The 22,289-nt window shown below is 67.6% G+C and carries 18 protein-coding genes and 3 tRNA genes; 15 read left to right on the top strand and 6 right to left on the bottom strand.

What is annotated here, in order from left to right:
* The first annotated feature begins 164 nt into the window (after positions 1 to 164).
* Positions 165 to 2,540 carry an nSTAND3 domain-containing NTPase gene (locus tag QA861_RS21905; protein ID WP_334589992.1) on the top strand — a complete coding sequence of 792 codons (2,376 nt, stop codon included), beginning with the start codon at positions 165 to 167 and terminating at the stop codon, positions 2,538 to 2,540.
* 137 nt (positions 2,541 to 2,677) lie between these two features.
* On the opposite strand, the gene QA861_RS21900 is transcribed toward QA861_RS21905, so the two are convergent.
* Positions 2,678 to 3,997 carry an ISL3 family transposase gene (locus QA861_RS21900; RefSeq protein ID WP_334589991.1) on the bottom strand — a complete coding sequence of 440 codons (1,320 nt, stop codon included), beginning with the start codon at positions 3,995 to 3,997 and terminating at the stop codon, positions 2,678 to 2,680.
* A 793-nt stretch (positions 3,998 to 4,790) separates the two neighbouring features.
* On the opposite strand from QA861_RS21900, the gene QA861_RS21895 reads away from it, so the two are divergent.
* Both QA861_RS21895 and QA861_RS21890 read left to right on the top strand, forming a co-directional pair.
* A tRNA-Ser gene (locus QA861_RS21895) sits at positions 4,791 to 4,877 on the top strand.
* 185 nt (positions 4,878 to 5,062) lie between these two features.
* The gene (locus QA861_RS21890; RefSeq protein ID WP_334589990.1) at positions 5,063 to 5,521 is read left to right on the top strand and encodes a hypothetical protein; all 459 of its coding nucleotides are present in this window, start codon (positions 5,063 to 5,065) and stop codon (positions 5,519 to 5,521) included.
* Between the two features lie 529 nt (positions 5,522 to 6,050).
* Here QA861_RS21890 and QA861_RS21885 read toward each other — a convergent pair.
* Positions 6,051 to 6,917, bottom strand: a complete 867-nt coding sequence (locus tag QA861_RS21885) for a bifunctional DNA primase/polymerase (protein WP_334589989.1) — start codon at positions 6,915 to 6,917, stop codon at positions 6,051 to 6,053.
* Positions 6,918 to 7,320: 403 nt separating this feature from the next.
* Here QA861_RS21885 and QA861_RS21880 point away from each other — a divergent pair, with 403 nt between their 5' ends.
* From QA861_RS21880 to QA861_RS21855, 6 genes are all read left to right on the top strand, one after another.
* Positions 7,321 to 7,626, top strand: coding sequence for a hypothetical protein (locus QA861_RS21880; RefSeq protein WP_334589988.1), 306 nt, complete (start codon positions 7,321 to 7,323; stop codon positions 7,624 to 7,626).
* Positions 7,627 to 7,799: 173 nt separating this feature from the next.
* Positions 7,800 to 8,834 carry a bifunctional MaoC family dehydratase N-terminal/OB-fold nucleic acid binding domain-containing protein gene (locus QA861_RS21875; RefSeq protein WP_334589987.1) on the top strand — a complete coding sequence of 345 codons (1,035 nt, stop codon included), beginning with the start codon at positions 7,800 to 7,802 and terminating at the stop codon, positions 8,832 to 8,834.
* A complete protein-coding gene (locus tag QA861_RS21870) occupies positions 8,831 to 9,265 on the top strand; it encodes a MaoC family dehydratase (RefSeq protein WP_334589986.1) in 435 nt (144 codons plus the stop codon). Before QA861_RS21875 ends, QA861_RS21870 begins: the two co-directional genes overlap by 4 nt.
* A complete protein-coding gene (locus tag QA861_RS21865) occupies positions 9,262 to 10,428 on the top strand; it encodes a lipid-transfer protein (protein WP_334589985.1) in 1,167 nt (388 codons plus the stop codon). Before QA861_RS21870 ends, QA861_RS21865 begins: the two co-directional genes overlap by 4 nt.
* Positions 10,429 to 10,713: 285 nt before the next feature.
* Complete coding sequence (locus QA861_RS21860; protein WP_334589984.1) at positions 10,714 to 11,295, top strand: SigE family RNA polymerase sigma factor; 582 nt, start codon at positions 10,714 to 10,716, stop codon at positions 11,293 to 11,295.
* 157 nt (positions 11,296 to 11,452) lie between these two features.
* Positions 11,453 to 13,129, top strand: coding sequence for a long-chain fatty acid--CoA ligase (locus tag QA861_RS21855; RefSeq protein ID WP_334589983.1), 1,677 nt, complete (start codon positions 11,453 to 11,455; stop codon positions 13,127 to 13,129).
* Positions 13,130 to 13,274: 145 nt separating this feature from the next.
* Here QA861_RS21855 and QA861_RS21850 read toward each other — a convergent pair whose 3' ends face one another.
* Together QA861_RS21850 and QA861_RS21845 are read right to left on the bottom strand one after the other, a co-directional pair.
* Positions 13,275 to 17,840: a PAS domain-containing protein gene (locus QA861_RS21850; RefSeq protein ID WP_334589982.1), complete on the bottom strand. Its 4,566-nt coding sequence runs from the start codon at positions 17,838 to 17,840 to the stop codon at positions 13,275 to 13,277.
* A gap of 258 nt (positions 17,841 to 18,098) precedes the next feature.
* Positions 18,099 to 18,725, bottom strand: a complete 627-nt coding sequence (locus QA861_RS21845; protein WP_334589981.1) for an SSI family serine proteinase inhibitor — start codon at positions 18,723 to 18,725, stop codon at positions 18,099 to 18,101.
* Positions 18,726 to 18,897: 172 nt separating this feature from the next.
* Between QA861_RS21845 and QA861_RS21840 the strand changes: the two genes are divergently transcribed.
* The 3 genes from QA861_RS21840 to QA861_RS21830 all read left to right on the top strand — a co-directional run bounded on the left by QA861_RS21840 (position 18,898) and on the right by QA861_RS21830 (position 19,888).
* Positions 18,898 to 18,988, top strand: a tRNA-Ser gene (locus QA861_RS21840).
* A gap of 173 nt (positions 18,989 to 19,161) precedes the next feature.
* Positions 19,162 to 19,234 (top strand) — tRNA-Arg (locus QA861_RS21835).
* A 246-nt stretch (positions 19,235 to 19,480) separates the two neighbouring features.
* Positions 19,481 to 19,888, top strand: a complete 408-nt coding sequence (locus tag QA861_RS21830; protein WP_334589980.1) for a hypothetical protein — start codon at positions 19,481 to 19,483, stop codon at positions 19,886 to 19,888.
* Positions 19,889 to 19,926: 38 nt separating this feature from the next.
* On the opposite strand, the gene QA861_RS21825 is transcribed toward QA861_RS21830, so the two are convergent.
* Positions 19,927 to 20,778, bottom strand: a complete 852-nt coding sequence (locus QA861_RS21825) for a tyrosine-type recombinase/integrase (RefSeq protein WP_503461742.1) — start codon at positions 20,776 to 20,778, stop codon at positions 19,927 to 19,929.
* Positions 20,779 to 20,790: 12 nt separating this feature from the next.
* On the opposite strand from QA861_RS21825, the gene QA861_RS47415 reads away from it, so the two are divergent.
* From QA861_RS47415 to QA861_RS47405, 3 genes are read left to right on the top strand one after another with little or no spacing between them, the layout of a single operon-like run.
* Positions 20,791 to 20,979 (top strand): hypothetical protein, encoded by a 189-nt coding sequence (locus QA861_RS47415; protein WP_503461741.1) that lies wholly within the window; start codon positions 20,791 to 20,793, stop codon positions 20,977 to 20,979.
* On the top strand, positions 20,955 to 21,296 hold the full coding sequence (locus QA861_RS47410) for a hypothetical protein (RefSeq protein ID WP_503461740.1): 342 nt from the start codon (positions 20,955 to 20,957) through the stop codon (positions 21,294 to 21,296). Before QA861_RS47415 ends, QA861_RS47410 begins: the two co-directional genes overlap by 25 nt.
* On the top strand, positions 21,217 to 21,591 hold the full coding sequence (locus tag QA861_RS47405; RefSeq protein ID WP_503461739.1) for an NsdA family TPR-like regulatory protein: 375 nt from the start codon (positions 21,217 to 21,219) through the stop codon (positions 21,589 to 21,591). The genes QA861_RS47410 and QA861_RS47405 overlap by 80 nt, the downstream gene beginning before the upstream one ends.
* On the opposite strand, the gene QA861_RS21815 is transcribed toward QA861_RS47405, so the two are convergent.
* The gene (locus QA861_RS21815) at positions 21,569 to 22,102 is read right to left on the bottom strand and encodes an NUDIX hydrolase (protein ID WP_053741481.1); all 534 of its coding nucleotides are present in this window, start codon (positions 22,100 to 22,102) and stop codon (positions 21,569 to 21,571) included. The genes QA861_RS47405 and QA861_RS21815 overlap by 23 nt on opposite strands.
* Positions 22,103 to 22,289 lie beyond the last annotated feature (187 nt).

Raw genomic sequence — 22,289 nt, 5'->3', positions numbered from 1 at the left:
CCTGGAGGGCGGCGAACCAGTGCGGGTCTCGTCGTTGGCATCTTCCCCTGATTCCTGCAACTTCCTGCGCAGCGCTCTGCGAACTGGAACCATGTTTGTAGCACGGAAATAACTAGCCTACTGAAGGACGCCGACAAATACACGGACCGGTGGGAGGTCACGTTTTGCCTGAATACGACTTCAGTACGTTGTCGCCAGTTGATTTCGAAATTCTCACGGCGGATATCCTAAGTGCAGAGCTTGGCGTTCATGTTGAGTCTTTTGGACCCGGAAAAGACAAAGGGGTTGACCTTCGCTGCGCCGTGTTCGGCGACAATGTGGTGATTCAGTGCAAACATTACCCCAGGGGTGGCCGTACGGCTCTCCGGCGTGCAGTGAAGAAAGAGGCGCAGAAATGGGTTAATGCGCGAGGAGTGAAGCGCTACGTCCTTGTTACCAGCGTATCGATGACGGTTGAATTGAAAGAGGAGTTGGCGGACACGCTTGGGAAGTTCCTCCCTGTTGCTACCGGAGATATTCTGGGTCAAGAAGATTTGAACGCTCTCCTGTTGCGCCACCCGGAGGTCGAGCTCAGGCACTTTAAGCTTTGGACAACATCCGTGGCGATGCTTTCTCGAATAATTCACAGCGGCCTATGGAATCGCACCGAGGAGCTTCTTGAGAGCATCGAGAGTCGATCGAAATTTTATGTCATAACCGATCATTTTGGTCGAACGGCGGAGGTTTTGAAAGAACACAACATTTGTGTAATTACCGGACCTCCAGGGGTCGGAAAAAGCATCTTGGCCGAAATGATCCTCCTGGCTCACTGGAAGGAAGATTGGCAAGTCGTTCAAATCAGCGAAGATGTGAAAGAAGGCTTTGAGCTCTGGAACCCTAATCACCCTCAGATCTTCTACTATGATGATTTTCTTGGGCAGACTGATTTGGCCGAGACTACAGGCAAAAACGAAGATCATCGAATTGCGCAATTCGCAGAAAAAGTACGAAGGGCGGCACCTGGCACAAAGCGATTTATCTTGACAACGCGGGAGCAGATATTTCGACACGCCCAGGAACGCAGTGACAGGATTAGGCGAGCTCGGTCGGCGCTAGTTCCTACTGAGGTGCATGTAGAAGATTATTCTGACTATACAAAGGCGCTCATCTTTTACAACCATCTACATTTTTCTGATCTCCCCGAGGCGGACAGGCGTACCTTGGTCGAAGATCGAGCATATAGTTCTGTAATTAGCCACGAGAACTACAGTCCACGAATACTGGAACAGGTTCTTCGGCGCCATTCGAAAAGCCTTTCAGTGTTGCTGTCCAACCTGCGTGCAAGCTTGGACGATCCGTCAGAGCTATGGGCCAGTTCTTATCATCACCTCTCGGATACGGGACGAAGGATTCTCACGATTCTCGTAACTCTCCCTCCTAGAGGGATCACTGAGAGCGCTTTGCGTAAGTACGTTCATGCCGTAGATCCGTATGCGTACACCCAGGCGCTGAAGGTACTGGATGGAACTTGGGTCACAATATCCAATCCAGCAAGAAGTGCGCATCAGACTGTCGCGCTAGCCAACCCGTCGTGTCGTGATTTCTTGCTTCACGAGATGGATGCATCCCCTGGCATGGCAGAGGCCGCCCTCGGAGAAATCCGTGACATCGAGCAAGTCTTGATGCTTCTTCGCTATACAGGTCTCGATAAATATCGAAAGAGTCGCCGGAGTAAACAGCTCTCTGTCGCTTGGGAGAAGCTGGAATATACCCGTTTTATCCGTGACGTTCATAGCCCTATAAGACTCCCGCTGGAAAACTCCTATGCTGAACTAAAAGAGGTGTTGGTAGAAAATTCCCCAAGGTTGGTTTCGGGGATTCGCCACCTATACGAAGAGCGAGTGGCCCGGTGGTCATCCGGCGACCGGAAAAGTAGAGGGAAAACCCGTCTTATCATCTCGGACCCTCGTCCCGAGATGCTTGCCACGGTGATGAATTTCGTAATATCGTTTGGAGGGCCAGAAGACGTGGCTTGGTGTCAGGCCGAGGCGTGGGGGCAAACCCGAAGTCAAGAAAGACTCCCTAGGGCCTCAGTGGAGGCGTACGTCACGTTGGCTCTTACCGTGCAGAATTATTCGTTTAGCACCGCAGAAATTGTTGATGGACTTCTCAAACGAGCCCTTGAAGATTTCTATGACTCGGCAGACGTCGAACTATTTTTTGATATTTTCAACCCGCAAGACTTTAACGATGAAATGCGTGAGGAAATGTATGACGCTTTCATGCGCTTTGCGGATAGCGAGTTTGAACACTGGCACTACGAAAGCGACTACGGGCAGTCCAGAGAGGCGGCAAACTTTGTAGAGAAGTTTGCGGAAAAATTTGATGCGCCAGTCCAAGAAATGCTTGAGTCTTGGCGGCAGTCGGCCGATGAGTACGAGGCGGAAGAGGACGAGGCGCGGAGTTACGCCGAGAGCCCGCACTCTTGGTCTACATCCGACAATGCGGCGAGAGACGCAGGTCGTATCGCAGAGCTCTTTCAAACTCTTCTTGAAGAGTAGGGCAAGATGGCTGCTGCTGAGTAATGTGAGGTCGGCGGAGCGGCTTTGGGGTGGCGCTGCTTTGGCGTGAGTGATCATGCCCCCGTAAGCTTCCGGCGCGTCGGGCAGTCTGTGGACCTGCCAGGTAAAGCGGGTCTTCAAAGTTGAGCGGTGCGGAGGTGTCCGCGGGCTCGGCGGGTGGTAACGCAGCGTGTGCGTAGGCGCTGGTTGGCGGCGTTGCGGAACCCGAAGGCGGCACGGGCGACGAGTTTGATCACGCGGTTGATGCCTTCGCTCTTGGCATTGCTGTGTCCGCTGTCGATGAACGCAGCGATCTCGGGCCACCAGCGGTCGACCGTGGTGGCCAGGGTGCGGACTTCGGGGATGTCGGCGCCTGCGCACCAGGTGAGGAATTTCCATCGTGCGTGGCCGACTTGGTGTCGGTCGGCGCCGGTGCGGGCCAGGGCGAGAAGGTTGCGCAGGGACTCCTTGGCGATCCACGCGGTCAGCAGGGTTCGGCCGATCTTCCCCTCGGCCAGCAGCGGGTTCCACATCTTCGCGAACTGCTCGTCGGTGAGGTCCTCGCGATTGCGCAGGAGTCGTCGGCGGGCCTTCCACTCGGGATCGGTGGCGCGTCCGCGCCGACCCCGGATTTCGGCGGTGGTGCGGCGCCGGACCAGGGACAGCATCTTGTTCGCAAGCTGCACGATGTGGAAGTGGTCGACCACGACGACGGCGTTCGGCAGGCCGGTGCGGATCGCGGCCCGGTAGGTGGCCGACATGTCGATGGCCACGTGCCGGATGCTGTTGCGCCAGGTCAGAGGTGTGGTCGACAGCCAGGCCAGCACGTCGGCGACGGTGCGGCCCTCGACCTGGCCGAGCAGCCCGCCGCAGCCGTGTGCGTCGACGAACCCGGTGTGCCACCGGTCCCGCGTCAGCTGCCACGTGCCCGTTACAAGGTCCTGCTCCCAGCGGGTCCTGCCGCGCCGGGTCTCGTCGATGCCCAGCACCCCGACCTCGGGCAGCGGCGCTTCGACGACCTCGTGGGCAACGGCGTTGAAGGCGTCCATCACGGTCGGCCAGGACAGACGCAGATCGCGGGCGGCCTGGATGACTGTGGAGCCGCCATCCCGTATCCGACGTCCGGCCGTACTCCGTAGCCTCCCGGTCAGCCGGGCACCGGCCGGGATCTGCGGGATCTGCTCGGTGAACGATTTCCGAGGACAGGCCGGCTCGCGGCAGAACCAGCGCCGTTTGTGCCAGAAGAACTCCAACCCACGCTCGCCATAAGGGAGATCACGGGGGTGGGTGGTGGCGGAGCCTTTCACCCGGGACGAGAGGACCCCGCAGGCCGGGCAGGCCCGGGCCGCAGCATCCGCCGTGGCCAGGTGGACCCGGCGGCCCCCGTCCTCGCACCGCTCGACCCGTATGACGGACACCCCGTCGAGGTCCAGCAGCAACGTCGTATCGTTGACCAAGCCCGTGGCTCCCAGACGATCATTCTGCGTAGAGAACAGAAATGATCACCCAGGACCACGGGCGTCCTGCATCCAGGGCCACCAACACCCCTACCCAGCACGTGCAGTGACTGTCAGCCAGCGCATCCGAAACGCACACCGCTCAAGTTCGAAGACCCGGTAAAGCACGACATTGGGGCCATGATCTTCGAGGCTCGCGCCAAAGTGGTTCCGTAAAGCCGTGGAGCCGACCGCCCCAGCCACGACGTTGCTTTTCCTGGCGTCAGGCGGCTGCATGCATTGAGCGCTGCACGGGCGCCGGCCGGGCTGGAGCGGGGCGGAGGCAGGAGCGCAGGCCCGGCCGGCGCCCGTGCAGCGCGCGGGGAGCGGAGCGAGCCGCCTTGAGCCCGTAGCTAGTTGTAACTCGGTAGACACGGAGGCGTGTGTGCAACGCCGTTCGATGGTTGGCGGTTTCGCCTTCGGCTGCTGCCGGGGAGCGCGCTATGCCGGTATTGGTGGCGCTGAGGCTGGCGGCCCGAGTAGTTGCTGCGACAGCTGGCGCCACCGTTCGGAGGTGACGGCAACGGCGTCGGGGGAGGGGCCCAGCGGGCCTTTTTCTTTGGGGATGCTGACAAGGCCAGCCCAGCTCTATGCTTACGCGCGTCGGCCGGGGCTGCGGAACGGGGGCTGATGATCGGCCCAGTGGGCATGGGGCGCGGAACAGAGCCAGTGGACCCCGTGTGGACCACGGCCTCCGTGAACGTCGCGAGGCCGGTACGCTGTACCCGGTCCATCCCTGGTGGGAAGGGGCACAGGTGGGTTGCCCGAGCGGCCTAAGGGAACGGTCTTGAAAACCGTCGTGGCAGCGATGTCACCGTGGGTTCAAATCCCACACCCACCGCAGACGAACGGCCCCTGACCAGGTAGATCGGTCCGGGGCCGTCGTGCCGCGTGCTGTCCGTGGGCGACCGTCGTTCGCCGGTGCTCCCCTCGATCGGGCACGCTGAGGGCACGGGCGCCGTCTGATCCGTACCGTGGACGGCCGGTGCATCTCCGGCTGTCAGTGCTGCATGGCACTGTGCCGCCATGACGACAACGACAGAGCTCACCCTCTTCGCCGACTACTTCCAGATCCACGCATTCGATGCGGATTCGGACGGTGATCTAAGCGACGCGTGGACGGACCAGGCCGTTGCCGATCACCTCGCGGTTGCAGAGGCTGCGCTGGGTATCGGCACGGTGGTCAATGTCAACGTATCCGTCACTATGGTCGTTTTGCTGAAGGAGCCGAGTGGTGACAGCTCGGAATTCGATCACGTCGTTGAGGCCGGCCTAGATGTGTCGTCGGGTCGCCTGATGGTTCTGGGCTGTACGGACTACGCCCCCGATGCGGCTACGTTCGAGGTCACGTCCGGCTGGAACCGCGTCCGCGTGTCCCGGCACAACTTGGCTCGGGCAGCTCGGGCCGACGTCGACTCTGACGAAGCCCCGAGACCACTGAGAAGATCCGTATCCAGGTGTGGCCGGCGCCGAAGTCTCCAATAAAGATCATCAAGCGGTGGTCTTAGGTCGGCAGAGTCGTCCTGTGGGCGACGTGCGGATGCGAGCACACGACCTGTTCGGCCGGAGGTGGGCACCGATTGACCGTGGCCAAGGATCGTTGGTCGGCAACGCAACTGGGGGCTTCGGGGTGCTGCTGAGCCACCCTGTGGGCCATGCGTGGGCCAGCGAGCCCGTGAATCTGTAGGTCAGAGGTCGCCGTCGTGGCAGCGATGTCACCGTGGGTTCAAATCCCACACCCACCGCACGTGAACGGCCTCTGACCTGGTGTTCAGGTTGGAGGCCGTTTCGTTGATTGGTTCCGCTTCCCTTGATTTCCGGCCTGTTGGCCGTCGTCAGGTCGCCGCCAGACTGCGGTCAAGTGTCCCCCCGTAGGCATACGAACTCGTGCGCCAGGATGACCGGTTCGCCGGGGGTCGGGTCGATGGCGCCGATTCTGGTGGCGACGGTTGCCACCGGGATCGGGGTGTTGGGGGCCGTCGGGCGTAAGCCCGATAAGTGGCTATCCGTCACCTCACTCCCGTCGCCCCGTCATCCGCGCTGCCGAAGCCACGGTCGCCCGTGCCTCGCGTTCCGTCAGGCCCGTCTGGACGGCCGCTTCCACGAGCGGGGCCAGCAGTGCGGGGCCGATGCCGTTCTCGTAGGCGCGGCAGGCCGCCCAGAAGAGGCGGGTGTTGCGTTGACCTTCGTGGGCGGCGAGGACGAACTGGACCAGGCCCTGGCCGTGTTCGGCCGGTGCGGGAGGCGTGGAGTGGTGGGTGCGGGGCGGCGGGAGGAGGAGGCGCAGGAGGGACGGTGGGCAGGGTGCCGGGGTCAGGTGGGCCGTGCCGGGGGCCGTGCCGTAGACGCCGTGTTCTGTGCGGGAGCCGGGGCCGACGAGGTAGCCGCCGGCTCCTCTGATGTCGATACCGGGGGCGAGCCTGCTCGCCGAGTTGGGGACCACGGCGTCCGGGGGGCCGGTCAGCCACAGGTGGCGGCCGCCGGACGGGGTCAGGACGACCACCGTCTCGGGGATCGTGAACAGGTGGCGCAGGGCCAGTTCGCGCAGGGCGGCGGAGGAGTCCGTGCCCGATTTGGTGTCCAGGTCGATGCCGATGAGGTGGTGCGGGGGCAGGCCGCAGGCGATGCCGTAGCCGGTGGCCCAGGGGGCGGCGGCGAAGAGGTCGCGGATGCGGGGCGGGTCGGTCGTGGCGTCGTACACGCCGTGGCCGGTGCTTCCGCACTCGCCGTGGCAGGGGGCGGGGTCCGGGTCGTCGCGGTGGGGTGAGCGGAGGGCCGGGAGCTTCGTCCGGGACAGGGGGATGACGGCCAGGCCGCGCTCGGCGGCTGACAGGGCGTGCGCGAGGGCCAGCGTTGTGGCCTGCCGGTCTGTGGTGGCCATACCTCCATGTTCGTACTCATGTTCGAAAAAGGGAAGGGTGGGAGAGCGGTCAGGGTCATGTCGGTGGAATGGCCGGAAATGTGCGGGAACGCTTCGGCCCTTGTGTCCCTTGGTCTCTTTCATGGCGGCTTGGCGTGAATCAGTCCTGTCTGCCTGACCTGCTACTTCCATGATCAGAAGGGGGTTTATCGACTTGTCATCACGCTTCAGGGGGAATAAGTGGTTCCGGGGTGGTTCGCCGGGGATTCGGTGGGCAATTCTGATCTTGCGACGCAGTGCACGGCGGCGGAACAACACAGGGGCGGATGGCCAACTTCCCTGGCAGCAGGAGCAGTTCACGCATCACACGTACTTCGTGCGGTCCGGCACTGGAGCCGGGGCGTACATGTTCTGGAGGAAAGACATGGCAAGCATCCGTACCGCTCGCGTTCTCGCCGCCGTTTCGGCTCTGCCCCTCGCCGCCGCGCTCTTCAGCGGTGTGGCCGCGGCGGACAACGGCGCATTCGCGAACGACGGATCGAACGCGGCCGTCGCCGGCATCGTCGGCAGCGGCGTGGGCGGGAACAACAACGGCAACTCGTCCACGTCGCAGCAGCAGGCGGTCGGCTCGGGCGCCTCGAACCAGAACAACACCGCGCAGGTCAACGGCTCGGCGTTCACGGCCATCGACCAGTCCAACGCCGTCGTCAACTTCACCAACCTCTGGTGAGCCGTGGGCCGGTGGGGGTGTGGGTCCCCTGCGGTCCTGAACTCCCTGGTGGGGAGCGCTTCATGGGGTGGTGAAGCGTCTGCGCGGCGGCACGTACTTCGGTACTTCGTGTCGCCGCGCAGGCGTTTTCGGACCCTTGACACCCTCGCGTATCTGACGGACAGTCAGAAACTGTGAGTCACCTACCCGGTCGTCCCCCCGGTCCTCTGCCGCACGATCAACTCGCCCCGCTCCTTGCCGCATTCGAAGGGTGCCCCGCGGTCGTCGGCGGCGTCGGCAAGGATCCCGTCAACGAGCCGATGATCCGGCACTGGTGCGAGGCGCTGGGCGACACCAGCGCGGCGTACTCCGGGCCGGACGCCGTCGCGCCGCCCGCCATGCTGCAGGTGTGGACCATGGGCGGCCTCTCCGGGAATCAGGGCCGCTCGGCCGCGTACGAGGAACTGTTCGACCTCCTTGACGGCGCGGGCTGCACCTCGGTCGTGGCCACCGACTGCGAGCAGGAGTATCTGCGGCCCCTGCGGCCGGGGGATCAGGTCGCCTTCGAGTCGGTCGTCGAGTCGGTCTCCGGGCCCAAGACCACCAAGCTCGGCACCGGGTACTTCGTCACGACCCGGACGGATGTACGGGTGGACGGTGAGCCGGTGGGCACCCATCGCTTCCGGATCCTCAAGTACGCGCCGGCACGCGCATACGCTCCCTCGGGCGGCCCCGAGACGCCTGCGGGGCAGACGGAACACGCGAAGCACGCGGAGCAGGCGGGGCAGTCAGGGCAGAAGTCCCACGTCACCCTGACGCGCCCCCGGCCCGTCATCAACCGCGACAACGCCGGATTCTGGGACGGGGTCGACCGGCACCAGCTCCTCATCCAGCGCTGTCTCGGCTGCCGTACGCTCCGTTTCCCCTGGCTGCCGGGGTGCAACGCCTGCGGCAATGGCGAGTGGGACACCGTCGAGGCGTCCGGTGAGGGCACCGTCTTCTCGTACGTCATCCTGCACCACCCGCCCTTCCCGGCCTTCGACCCGCCCTACGCGGTCGGGCTGATCGAGCTCGCGGAGGGCGTGCGGATCGTCAGCAACGTGGTGGGCGTGCCGTACGACAAGGTGCGGATCGGGATGCCGGTGCGGCTGGAGTTCGTACGGTACGAGGAGGGGCAGTCCGAGCTTCCGGTGTTCCGGGGCGACCTGCCCGCGGAGGTGGGCGGATGAGGGCCGGGGACGAGTTGCCGCCGCTGGAGATCGCGGTCACGCGCACGCTGATCGTCGCCGGGGCGATCGCGTCCCGCGACTTCCAGGACGTGCACCACGACGCCGAGTCGGCGCGGGCGAAGGGGTCCCCCGACATCTTCATGAACATCCTCACCACGAACGGCCTGGTGGGGCGGTACATCACCGACTGGTTCGGACCCGCGGCCGTCCTGCGCAAGGTCGCCATCCGCCTCGGCGCCCCCAACTACCCGGGCGACACCATGGTGTTGACCGGCCGCATCGAGGACGTCGACGTCGACGGTGACACAGCCGTCGTACGCGTCCTCGGGGTGAACGGGATCGGCCGGCACGTGTCCGGAACGGTGACCGTCTCCGTACCCCACTCGGTGCCTGACTCTGTCTCCCCCTCGGCCTCGGAAGGCACCCCGTGACCCTGCACGCGCGCGACGACCTCGGCGGCCGTGCGGCCATCGCCGGTATCGGGGCCACCGAGTTCTCCAAGGACTCGGGGCGCAGCGAGCTGCGGCTGGCCGTGGAGGCGGTGCGGGCCGCGCTCGACGACGCCGGGCTGACGCCTGCCGACGTGGACGGCATGGTCACGTTCACGATGGACACCAGCCCGGAGATCACCGTCGCTCAGGCGGCCGGGATCGGGGAGCTGTCCTTCTTCTCCCGGGTCCACTACGGCGGGGGCGCCGCCTGCGCGACCGTGCAGCAGGCCGCGCTCGCCGTCGCGGCCGGGGTGGCCGAGGTCGTCGTCTGCTACCGGGCCTTCAACGAACGGTCGGGCAGGCGCTTCGGGTCGGGGGTGCAGCGGCGGGAGCCGTCGGCCGAGGGGGTGGCGCTCGGCTGGTCGCTGCCGTTCGGGCTGCTCACGCCCGCCTCCTGGGTGGCGATGGCGGCGCAGCGGTACCTGCACACGTACGGGCTGTCCGCGGAGGCGTTCGGGCAGGTCGCCGTCCGGGGCCGGAAGTACGCGGCGACCAATCCGGCCGCCTGGTTCCACGGCCGGCCCATCACCCTCGCCGACCACGCCGCCTCGCGCTGGATCGCCGAGCCGCTGCGGCTGCTGGACTGCTGCCAGGAGACGGACGGTGGCCAGGCGGTCATCGTCACCTCCGTCGAACGGGCGCGCGAGCTGCGGCACCGGCCCGCCGTCGTCGCGGCGGCGGCCCAGGGCGCGGGGCGCGCGCAGGAGCAGATGACCAGCTTCTACCGCGACGACCTCGCCGGGCTCCCCGAGATGGGCGTGGTCGCGCGCCAGCTGTGGCGGACCGCCGGGGTGGGCCCGTCCGACATCGACGTCGCCATCCTGTACGACCACTTCACACCGTTCGTGCTGATGCAGCTGGAGGAGTTCGGATTCTGCGCACCGGGCGAGGCGGCGGATTTCGTCGCGGCCGAGGGGCTGCCCCTGAACACGCACGGGGGCCAGCTCGGGGAGGCGTACCTGCACGGTATGAACGGCATCGCGGAGGCGGTACGACAGCTCCGGGGGACCTCCGTGAACCAGGTGCCGGGCACGGAAAGAGTGCTGGTCACTGCGGGTACGGGGGTTCCGACCTCGGGGTTGGTGCTGGCGACCGCCGGATGAGCGCGACCGTCCGGTCCGCCGCTGGGGACTCCGCTGTGCACGGGGCCGCGCCCGGGACGGTGCGCAGGACTGTGAACGGGACTGCGCACGGGGTTGTCCCTACTACCGGAGGAGCAGCCTCCGTAATACCGTCGTACCACCCCTCAGGGGTGAACCCTCATAGCCCCGTACTCGGCCTCCACCTTCAGGAGGTGGAGGCAGCCCCCCTCCTACAACCTGAGGCGGACCCGGCTTCGGGACCTGCGGCCGATCCGCCCGAGTAGGGGGCGAACCTAGCGTAGAGCCATGACCACACTCGTCTGCACCAGCGCTTCGAACGCGGCTACGCCGGCGACGCAGACCCTGTCGTTCGCGTCCTACACCTCGTACACCGCGTATCCGTCGTTCTCGTCGTACGTGAAGGCCCGCCGCCCGGTGCTGCTGCGCACCGCCCGGTCGCTCACGGCGAACCCGAGCGACGCGGAGGACCTGCTGCAGACCGCGCTCACCAAGACGTACGTCGCGTGGGAGCGCATCGAGGACCACCGCGCGCTGGACGGCTATGTCCGCCGGGCGCTGCTGAACACGCGGACGTCGCAGTGGCGCAAGCGGAAGGTCGACGAGTTCGTCTGCGACGAGCTGCCCGAGCCGGAGGGGACGCCGGTCGGCGATCCGGCCGAGCACCAGGTGCTGCACGACGCGATGTGGCGCGCGATCATGAAACTGCCGGCTCGTCAGCGCGCGATGGTGGTGCTGCGGTACTACGAGGACCTGAGCGAGGTCCAGACGGCCGAGGTGCTCGGGGTGTCGGTGGGCACGGTCAAGTCGGCCGTCTCACGCGCGCTGGGCAAGCTGCGCGAGGACCCCGAGCTGGTGCTCGCCCGGTAGTTCCGCTTCGGCTCCGCCCGTTGGTTCCCGAATGGGAACCTCTGGTGATCGCCGGAAGTTCCCGAGGCAGGACGTGATCTGATCGATCGCACTCGCCTAGTGACGTACCGCTCGGTATGTGCGCAGAATCAGCACGACCTTTACCACCGAGTAGGCAATGAAGCCCCGGGAGGACGCCGTGCTGAGCACCATGCAGGACGTACCGCTGCTGATCTCAAGGATCCTGACCCATGGGTCGACGATCCACGGCGACTCGCAGGTCATCACCTGGACCGGCGAGGCCGAGCCGCGGCGCCGTTCCTTCGCCGAGATCGGGGCCCGCACGGCACAGCTCGCACACGCCCTGCGCGACGACCTCGGGGTCACCGGCGACGACCGTGTGGCGACCCTGATGTGGAACAACCCCGAGCATGTCGAGGCCTACTACGCGATCCCCTCCATGGGCGCGGTCCTGCACACCCTCAACCTGCGACTGCCCCCTGCGCAGTTGGCCTGGATCGTCAACCACGCCGCCGACAGGGTGGTCATCGCGGACGGCACCCTGCTGCCGCTGCTCGCCCCGCTGCTCCCGCACCTCAAGACGGTCGAGCATGTCGTGGTCTCCGGCCCCGGTGACCGTTCCGCCCTCGCCGGGTCCCACGCGCGCGTGCACGAGTACGAGGACCTCATCGCCGGGAAGCCGACCGGCTACGACTGGCCCGAGCTGGACGAACGTACAGCTGCGTCCATGTGTTACACCTCCGGGACGACCGGCGACCCCAAGGGCGTGGTGTACAGCCACCGCTCCATCTACCTGCACTCCATGCAGGTCAACATGGCGCAGTCCATGGGCCTGACCGACCAGGACACCTCCCTCATCGTCGTCCCCCAGTTCCATGTCAACGCCTGGGGACTGCCCCACGCGACCTTCATGACCGGCGTCAACATGCTGATGCCGGACCGGTTCCTGCAGCCCGTCCCGCTCGCCGAGATGATCGAGAGGATTCGGCCGACGCACGCCGCCGCCGTCCCCACCATCTGGCAGGGCCTCCTCGCGGAGCTCACCGCGAACCCCCGTGACGTGTCGTCCCTCGGCCAGGTCACCATCGGCGGCGCCGCCTGCCCGCCCTCCCTCATGGCCGCCTTCGACAAGCTGGGGATGCGCGTCTGTCACGCCTGGGGCATGACGGAGACCTCCCCGCTCGGCACGATCGCCCGGCCGCCTGCCCGTGTGGTGGGTACGGACGAGGAGTTCGCGTACCGCCTCACGCAGGGCCGCTTCCCGACCAGCGTCGAGGCCCGGCTGAGCGGCCCCGGCGGCGAACGGCTCCCCTGGGACGGCGAATCGGCCGGTGAGCTTGAGGTCCGCGGCCCGTGGATCGCGGGCGCCTACTACAACGGCTCCGACAGTGAACCCCTGCGTCCCGCCGACAAGTTCAGCGACGACGGCTGGCTCAAGACGGGCGACGTGGGCACCATCAGCCCCGACGGCTTCCTGACGCTCACCGACCGCGCCAAGGACGTCATCAAGTCCGGCGGCGAGTGGATCTCGTCCGTCGACCTGGAGAACGCCCTCATGGCCCACCCCGACGTCATGGAGGCGGCCGTCGTGGCCGTCCCCGACGACAAGTGGGGCGAACGCCCGCTGGCCACGGTCGTGCTGTCGGAGGGCTCCACCGCCGACTTCGCGTCACTCCGAGCCTTCCTCGCCGACGAGGGCAAGATCGCCAAGTGGCAGCTCCCGGAGCGCTGGACGATCATCGAGTCGGTGCCGAAGACGAGCGTCGGCAAGTTCGACAAGAAGGTCCTGCGCAAGCAGTACGCGGAGGGCGAGCTGGACGTCACCAAGCTCTGACGGCCGCTCGACCGGGGCCGGTATGCAGGGCTGACATACAGGGCTGACATACAGGGCTGACATACAGGTTGGGGCAGTGTTTCACGTGAAACACTGCCCCAACCTTCGTAAGAAATAGGCCGATTAGTACCTTTGATCAGTACCGTCAATTGGTGCCGATACGGGCGAGCAGGTCGACGATCCGGTCCTGCACCTCGGTGCTGGTGGACCGTTCGGCGAGGAACAGCACCGTCTCGCCCGAGGCGAGCCTCGGCAGGTCGGCCTGGTCGACGGCGGCCGTGTAGACGACCAGCGGGGTGCGGTTCAACTGCCCGTTCGCCCGCAGCCAGTCCACGATCCCGGCCCTGCGGCGCTTCACCTGCAGCAGGTCCATGACCACCAGGTTCGGCCGCAACTGCGAGGCCAGGGTGACCGCGTCGGCGTCACTGGCGGCCCGCGCGACCTGCATCCCGCGCCGCTCCAGCGTCGCCGTCAACGCGAGCGCGATCTCCGCGTGCTCCTCGATGAGCAGCACCCGCGGCGGATGTTGCTCACTGTCACGCGGGGCGAGTGCCTTGAGGAGTACGGCGGGATCGGCGCCGTACGCCGCCTCACGCGTCGCCTGTCCGAGACCGGCCGTGACCAGGACCGGCACCTCGGCGGCCACGGCGGCCTGGCGCAGCGACTGGAGGGCGGTCCGGGTGATCGGCCCGGTCAGCGGATCGACGAACAGCGCCGCCGGGAAGGCCGCGATCTGCGCGTTGACCTCCTCGCGCGAGTGCACGATGACGGGCCGGTACCCGCGGTCGCTGAGCGCCTGCTGCGTCGTGACGTCCGGCGCGGGCCACACCAGCAGCCGACGCGGGTTGTCCAGCGGCTCCGGCGGCAGCTCGTCGTCCATGGGCCGGGGCTGCGGCTGGTCGGAGACCTCGACGGCTCCGCCGGGCCCGTCGAGCGGCTCGGGCCCCTCGGCGGCGTTCTCGTCCGGTGCCCCTATGGCGTACGAGCGCCCCGCCCCCTCGGTGAATCCGGGGAGGCGCGGAGAGCCCGGCGCGAGCTGGGTCTGCCCGGCGAGCGAGGGCTGCGCGGGCAACGGCGCCTGGGCGAGCGGTACCTGCCCGGCGAGGGACGGCTGACCCGGCAGAGGCGCCTGGCCGGCCTGCGAGGGCTGGGCCGGGACCGGTGCGGCGGGCGCGACCTGTGCCGCCGGGGGCGTGCCGGGCGCGACCTGGCCCGACTGCAGGTGCGGACGGGCGGCCGACTCGGGCTGACCGACGGGCTCGGGGCGGGTGCCGAGCTTGCGGCGACGACCGGAGCCGTTCGAGCCGTTGGTGCCGTGCGGGGGCGTCGCGGTCTGCGGCTGGCCCGGTGTCTGAACCTGCGCCGCCTGCCGACTGAACGCCACTCCCTGCCCGAGGGTGCGCACACTGATCGCGCGCCCCTGCGTCGAGTTCGGGTCGACCGGCGCGGCGGCCTCGGCGGGCAGCGCCTGTCCGAGCCGAGGTTGCACGGCCCGTTCGGGAGGAAGTGGGGCGCCTGCCGCCTGAACGGCGGTTCCGGCGTCCGGCGTGTCGTCGTCGGACGAGGGCCACGACTGGGGTTGCTGCTGAGGCTGGGCAGCAGGGGCAGCCTGGGCCGGGATCGCCTGGCCGGGGGCGAGACCCTGGGCGGGGGCGGGCTGGGGCGCCGTACCCTGCGCCGGAACCTGCTGGGGAGCCACCTGAGGAATGGCCTGAGGAACGGCCTGGGGGACCTGCTGCGCCACCTGTTGGGGAACCTGCTGACCCTGGACCCCCTGCGCCGGGACGGCCTGACCGGGGAGCGGCTGACCGGGATGCGCCTGACCGGGGACGGCCTGCGGGACCGGCTGTCCGAGCGCCGGCTGCGCGGCAAGCCCCTGCGCGGGAACCGCCTGTCCGGGCACCGCCTGGGCGACGTGGGCGGCCTGCGCCGCCGGAACCGCCTGCCCGGGCATGGCCTGTCCAGGCATCGCCTGACCTTGGACCTGCGCCGGTACGCCGCCCTGCGGAACGGCAGCGGCCTGAACCGGAGCCGCCTGTACCGGAGCCGCCTGTACCGGAGCCGCCTGTACCGGAGCCGCCTGTACGGGAATCCCGCCCGGAGGCACGGCGCCCGGTTGCTCCGGCGCCTGGCGCGCGCGGCGGCGACCGGTCGGAGCGGAGGTGGGGTGAGGCTGGGGCGGGGTGTGGTCGTCGTCGGGATCGTGCGTGAGCCCGTCATGACGGCCACCGTCGTCGAACCGGTCGCCGACCGGCCCGGCGGGTCCGCCAGGCGCCACGGGGGCGCCCTCGTCCGTCCGGTCGGCCTCGGCCGGAGGCAGCGCGAACACCGGACGGGGGCCCGCCTCCTGCGCGACACCGCGCTCGGCCGCCGCCGCCAGGGCCCGGCGCCGGCGCCCGGTCGGCTGCCCGTCCGCGCCCTCGTCGGCGGCGCCCTCCGCACCGGTGGCCCCGGAAGGAGCCGCCGGCAGCGCGGGCGGCAACGCGTGCTGCTCGCCTCCGCCGCGCCGCGCCGGAGCGCCGGGCACGCCCTGGGGCGGCACCGTCCCGCCCAGGCCGGAGCCCACGGCAGCGGTGCCCGCGCCGTGCTCGCCCGCCATGACGACGGCGCCGGTGGAGACACCTCCACCGTTCGCATCGCCCGCGTCGACGGGGCTGGGCCGACCACGCCGACGTCCCGTACCGCTGTCCCCGTCGCCCGAGGGCTGCACCTGGGGCTGTGCCTGCGCCGGTGCCTGTGAGTTGGGCTGCGGCGAGGGAGCCGCGGCCACGGCGGCCTCCTCGGCCGCACGCCTGCGCCGCCGCCCGGTGGGCGCGACCACCTCGTCGCCGGAGTCACCGGACTCCGCGTCGGCCTCGGCCTCGGCGGCGCCCTCCGGGAGATCGGCCTCCAGGAAGGCGTCCACGGAGGACCGCCGGGCCCGGCGCCGCCCGCTGACACCACCACCATCGTCGCCGTTGCTGTCGCCGCCGGCCGGTTCCTGCCCGGGCAGGGCGAGTTCGGCACCGACGCCCGTCCGTACGCCCTCGGCCTCGGCGACGACCGCGCCCGCCCCGCCCCCGATGGGCACCTCAAGGACGTACGCGCTGCCGCTCATGCCCGGCACCTCGTGCGTCTGGAGCACTCCACCGTGGGCGCGCACGATCCCGCGCACGATCGGCTCGTGCACCGGGTCTCCCCCGGTGTACGGCCCGCGCACCTCGATCCGTACGACCTCACCGCGCTGCGCGGCGGCCACGACCACCGTGTTGTCCAGATAACCGCCCGCCGAGGACGGCGAGTTGCCGGTCGCGTCGACACCGGCGACGTCCGCGACGAGGTGCGCGAGCGCGGTGGCGAGGCGCTGCGGGTCGACCTCGGCCTCGATGGGCGGCGCGTGCACGGCGAACTGGACGCGTCCGGGCCCGATCAGCTCGACGGCCCCGTCGACCCCGGCGGCGACGACCGCGTCGAGCATCACCTTCGTACGGGTGACGGAATCGACGCCCGTGTCCAGCCGCTGGTAGGCGAGGACGTTGTCGACCAATGTGGTGATGCGCGAGTAACCGGCTGACAGATGGTGCAGCACCTGGTTGGCCTCGGGCCACAGCTGCCCTGCGTCGTCGGCGGCGAGGGTGGCCAGTTCGCGGCGCAGCTCGTCGAGCGGCCCGCGCAGTGAACGCCCGAGCAGGACGAGCAGCTGCTCCTGCCGGCCGGCCAGGGCCTCGTACCGGTCCTTCTCGCGCTCCGCGAGCGCCGCGTACCGGTCCTCGCCGGCCGCGAGTTCCTCCTCGTGCTCCTCGCGCAGCTGCTCGATCTCGGCGACGTGCTGCTGGCGCAGAGCGGTCAGCTCGGAGGCGTGCTCCTCGGCGACCCGCTCCAGCTCCTCCTCGTGCAGCTTGTCGGCGGCGTCCTTCTCCTCCGCGAGGGAGTCGTACGGACGCCGGTCGGTGAAGGTCATCACGGCGCCGACGAGCTGGTCGCCGTCCCGGACGGGCGCGGTCGTCAGATCGACGGAGACCTTGTCCCCGCTCTTGGACCACAGCACCTGCCCGCGCACCCGGTGCTTGCGCCCGGACCGCAGGGTGTCGGCGAGCGGCGACTCGCCGTACGGGAACGGCTCGCCGTCGGCGCGCGAGTGCAGGACGAGGGTGTGGAGCTCGCGCCCGCCGAGATCGCTGGCCCGGTAACCGAGTATCTGAGCGGCGGCCGGATTGACGAGAACGACCCGCCCCTCGGTGTCCGTCCCGACGACACCCTCCGCCGCGGCACGCAGGATCATCTCGGTCTGACGTTGCGAACGCGCGAGTTCGGCCTCGGTGTCGACGGTGCCGGACAGATCGCGTACGACGAGCATGAGCAGCTCGTCATTGGTGTAGCCGTAGCTGTCGTACGCCTGCTGGCCGTTCTCCAGATTCGCACTGGTGACCTCGACGGGAAACTCGGTCCCGTCCGTCCGCCGGGCGATCATCCGGGTCGGCTTGGTCTGCCCGTGCGGGTCCATGGAATCGGGCCGCCGCATGGTGCCGGGGATCAGCCGCGAGTCGAACTGCGGCAGCAGATCGAGCAGCCCGCGCCCAACGAGGGCGGTGCCCGGCGTCTCGAACGCCGCGAGGGCGATCGTGTTGGCGTTGACGACGGTCCCATTGGCGTTGACCAGCACCAACGCATCGGGCAGCGCGTCGAGTATGGCTGCGAGGCGAGCAGCGCCTCGGGATGGCCTGCTGCTCACGAGACGCTTCCTCCCTGTTACCGCACCTTGCCTACCGCGGACGCCATCTTGCCTACCGGCCCGCAACGTGTCACGCGAGGGAGTCTAAGGGCAGTGGTTGCGCTCGCGACGCCGGATGAGAGGGAGGTCGCACGACGAAGTGACAGAGACCCTGTGACGGCACCTTTCACACCGCTTATGCGCTACGGGGGTGCGGTGACTGTGGTGTGAGGGCCCGTGGAGGCCTTGTTCCGCTGGTCGGGGTCCTGGTCGGGCGGTTCACCGAAGATCGGGCAGCAGCGGTACGAGCCGGTCCCAGCGGGCCATCTGGCACCCGTTGCTGCGGTCGAACGTGGCATCGACAGGACGCCCGGCCCACGTTCCGGTCACATGAGCGGTCGCCGGACCCCCGTACATCATCGTGCAGACGCTGTCGGGGGGTACGGGGGCGAAAGGATCCTTCCCCCACCGGGCACCCCGGTCGAGCGACCCGCAGGCTTCCTCGACGTCGGGATGACTCCCGTCCCCGGGATGACAGGCCAACTCGAACCGTCCGTCCGCACGCCCACCGGTGCCGCGAACGGTGACGGTGAGGTGGTCGGAGGCGCGTCCCAGGGGAGCGAGGAGGGGCGTGAAGGGTGAGAGGGGGCGCGTCTGGGGGCCCGCGTCGGCGTACGCGGCCGTGGACGCGGCGGAGAAGGAAGCGGCGGCGAGGGAGACGCCGGCGGTGGCGGCGAAGACGAGGCGGCGGAGAGCGCCGGTGCGGGGGCGGGTGGGGGCGACGGTGGGAGTGGGAGCGGTGGGGGTGCCGGGAGGAGGAGGGACGTGAGATTGAGGGGCGTGAGAGTGAGGGGCGTAGGTGCGGGTGGCGTGGGCGCGAGGGGCGTGCGGGATGACCTTGAACATGACCTGACTAACGCCTGACCCCGAAGGACGATGCGCGAGCCGGGCCGACGACCGCACAACGGCTTTGCCCTGCGCCCCACCTGCCTAGTACCGTGGGAGGCGATTGGTGACACCGCGCTCGTCTGTGTCATCATCTGCACGCACCACTCGCGCTCGCGCGGGAGGTTGTGCTGGAGGCGTCGCCTAGTCCGGTCTATGGCGCCGCACTGCTAATGCGGTTTGGGACTTACATCCCATCGAGGGTTCAAATCCCTCCGCCTCCGCACCTGATCCGAAGCCCTGGTCCTCACCGACCGGGGCTTCGGTCGTTTTCGCAGGTCAGGCGGGGTGCGGCTAACGGATTTCACCTGACGCCGCCAGTCATGTAATGTTGTTCCCGCAACGCCAACCGGGTCGAAAACCCCGGAAGGAAGAGCAAAAACAACAGAAAACACAGGCACTCGTAGCTTAACGGATAGAGCATCTGACTACGGATCAGAAGGTTGCAGGTTCGAATCCTGCCGAGTGCACAGCAGGCCAGAGGCCCCGTGGAGGAATCCACGGGGCCTCTGACTTTTGCCTTGACGGCAGTGTTTCACGGCAGCCGCCTGAACGCCGTCTGATGGGGCGCCCCGAATGAGATCGGCTGGCCGGTACCTGCAACCTAGTACCCAGGAGTGGCAGACTCCTTGGCCGTGGCTGATCTAGCAACTCAAGTAGTCCCGGTAGCCTCCGCGCTTGCTGGAGTCGCGCTGACCCTCGCAGGCAACATGTACATGGAGCGCAGCAAGTGGCAGCGGACTCGGCATACCGATCAAGAGGCCCGGTCGCTCCAGGCGTATGCCGATCTTCTGCAAGCGGTAACGGACATCGCGCGAACTCTCCGGCAGACGGCTGAACAGTTCGGCGCGGGCCAAAGCGTCGAGGTGCAACAGGTTGTTGCGGCGATAGACGGCCACATAGCCCAAGTGCGACGACAGGGCACTATGGTCCGCCTCGTGGGGCCGCGTAGCGCCTTCGGCCTGGTCAAGTCGTTGGAAGATCAGATCGCCCCTCTCTACGGGCTGCTTGTTGAGGTTGCGCGCTCTGGAGATGGCTCGGCCCTGGTGGAGCCTGCCCGGCGGTTGATGCGGACACGGGATGAGATCACCGATCACCTGCGAGAAGCCGGAGGTCTCTCCTGACTTGTCTGCCGGACAGACTCTGGGGAAGAGCAGGCGGATCAGACGGCTACCGGGTCATCTCCCGCGCCGTCGTCATCGTCAGGGCCGCTGCCGTCACCCCTCAAGGCATCCCCTACGCGGTCGAACGCCGAGCGCTGCGAGTCGAGCCGTACGAAGGTGTAGATGTCCATGGTCACGCGGATCGAACTGTGGCCGAGGACTTCCATGATCATGCGGGCGTCGGCGCCCTGTTCATGGAGGAGCGACGCGCAGGTATGGCGCAGGTCGTGAAGGCGGACCCTGCGGACGCCGGCGCGGACGCTCAGCGCTTCGAAAGAGCGGTTCATATTGCGCGGCTCGATCGGGGTCCCGTTCCTCGTGGTGAAGACGAGACCGTGTTCAGTCCCCTTCCAGTTGTCCCCCGCTGCCTTCTTGTCGGCGATCTGCTGGGCTCGCTGAGCACGAAGCGCCGTCACACACTCGGCAGGCAGGGCCACGCGGCGGGCCGAGCGCTGGGTCTTCGGTGCGACGAACAGCAGCTCGCCGCCGACCCGTTGGAGCGCCTGCCGGACGGTGAGCACTCCTACGTAGAGATCCAGGTCCGACCAGCGCAGGCCCAGCAGTTCACCGCGCCGCAGGCCTATGCGGACCGCCAGCTCGTACGCGGCCCACAGCCGGTTTTGCCGCGCCGCCGCCAGGAGCTGACGCCCTTCCTTGGCCGTGAGCGGTTCGATCTCGCGCTTCGTTCCCATGCTCAGCTCCACGTTCCGGGCCACGTTGCGAGGCAGTTCGTCCTCACGTACGGCGTGCTGGATAGCGGCGCGCAGGATCACGAGCAGGAAGCGGACGGTCCGATCCGACGGGAGCTTCTTGCAGCACTTACCGATGGCGCAGCAGCGCCGCTTGTGCATGTGGTGGGACTGTTGAAGGAGAGCCGACCGCCGTCCGTCCAGAACGGCCTGTACGGAATCGCGGCCGAGTTGGCGCGACTCACCGGCTGGACCTACTTCGACGCCCGCCAGTACAACCAGGCCCGCGCGTACTTCACCGAAACCCTGCAACCAAGGAAATCGACGACCGCCAGTTCATGGCCAACGTCCTGGCCTGCATGAGCTTGCAGGCCACGTACCAGGACAAGCCCGGGGACTCCCTGGCACTCGTGACCGCCGCTCAGGACCAGGCCCGCCCAGCTCTCGGCACCACGCCGCGAGTCATGTCGATGCTGTCCATGCGAGAAGCCTTCGCCCACGCCACCCTCGGCAACCGGGACTCCACTCACCGGGCCATCGGGGAAGCGCACCGCCACTTCGAGCAGATCCAGGCGAACGAACGATCCCGACCCGTCATGGGTGACCTACTTCGACGAGCTGAAGCTCATAGTCGACACCGGCATTGCTCACGGCCGACTCGGGGAGGCAGCGACCGCTGAGCCCTTGATCGCGGATGCCCTGCGGCGGGAGAACAGCACCAACCAACGCGGCCGGGCGTTCCACACGTTCTGGCTGGCCCGTACGCAACTGGACCAAGGGAAGCTTGCCCAGGCGTGCCACACCGCCACGCAAGCGCTGGAGCCCGCATCGGCGGTGTCCTCCGAGCGGGTGTCGGGCCATCTCCGGGAGTTCTACGAGCAGTTGGCCCCGCACAGGCGGGAGCCCGTAGCCCTGGCCTTCGAGGCACGGCTACGGGAACTCCTCCCACCGGTCAGCGGATCGCTTCGTCCATGAGCACGTACAGGAGGCCGACGAGGGACCCGCTGCTCACGATCTCGCGGCGGTCGATCATCCCGCGCACCTCACTGAGCGGGATCCACTCGATGCGGTCGGACTCGTTCTTCTCCGTGGGCGGACCGTCGTAAGTCGCGCCGTCCGCACGGAAGACGTGGTGCTGCGAGTCGGTGATCCCGTTGGCCGGCTCCGCGTAGATCAGCGGCTTGATGGGACCGGGACGCCAGCCCGTCTCCTCCAGAACCTCGCGGGCCGCCGCCTCCTCAGGCGACTCGCCCTCCTCGACCAGGCCCATGGGCAACTCCCAGGCCCAGGAGTCGGTGATGAAGCGGTGCCGCCACATCATCAGCACCTCCTGGCGGTCGTTGACCACAGCGGCCACGGCCAGATGCCGGAGGCGAACGACGTGGTACTCCCACCTGGCCCCGTCAGGCTGCTGGACGTCGACCAGACACAGGTTCACCCACTTGTTCGTGTAGATCTGCCGCTCACCGTGGGTCTTCCACTCCATGCCTTCGGCCCCTCTCGATCGGACTCCAGGATCTCAGACTGATCTGAAGGGAGGCGCACGTTCGACTGTTTTCACGTCACATTGACGAGATGTCTATCGTGTGTTCCGCACTTCGCCTGGAGCAGCCAAACGTCGGAAAGGGGAGGGCGTATTTGGGTGTCATCGAGTTGGCGTGTGCGTTGCTGCG

The sequence above is a fragment of the Streptomyces sp. B21-083 genome, assembly GCF_036898825.1.
GTDB lineage: Bacteria > Actinomycetota > Actinomycetes > Streptomycetales > Streptomycetaceae > Streptomyces.
Note: the sequence above shows the minus strand (reverse complement) of the source record. Positions and strands in the feature narration are given on the sequence as shown.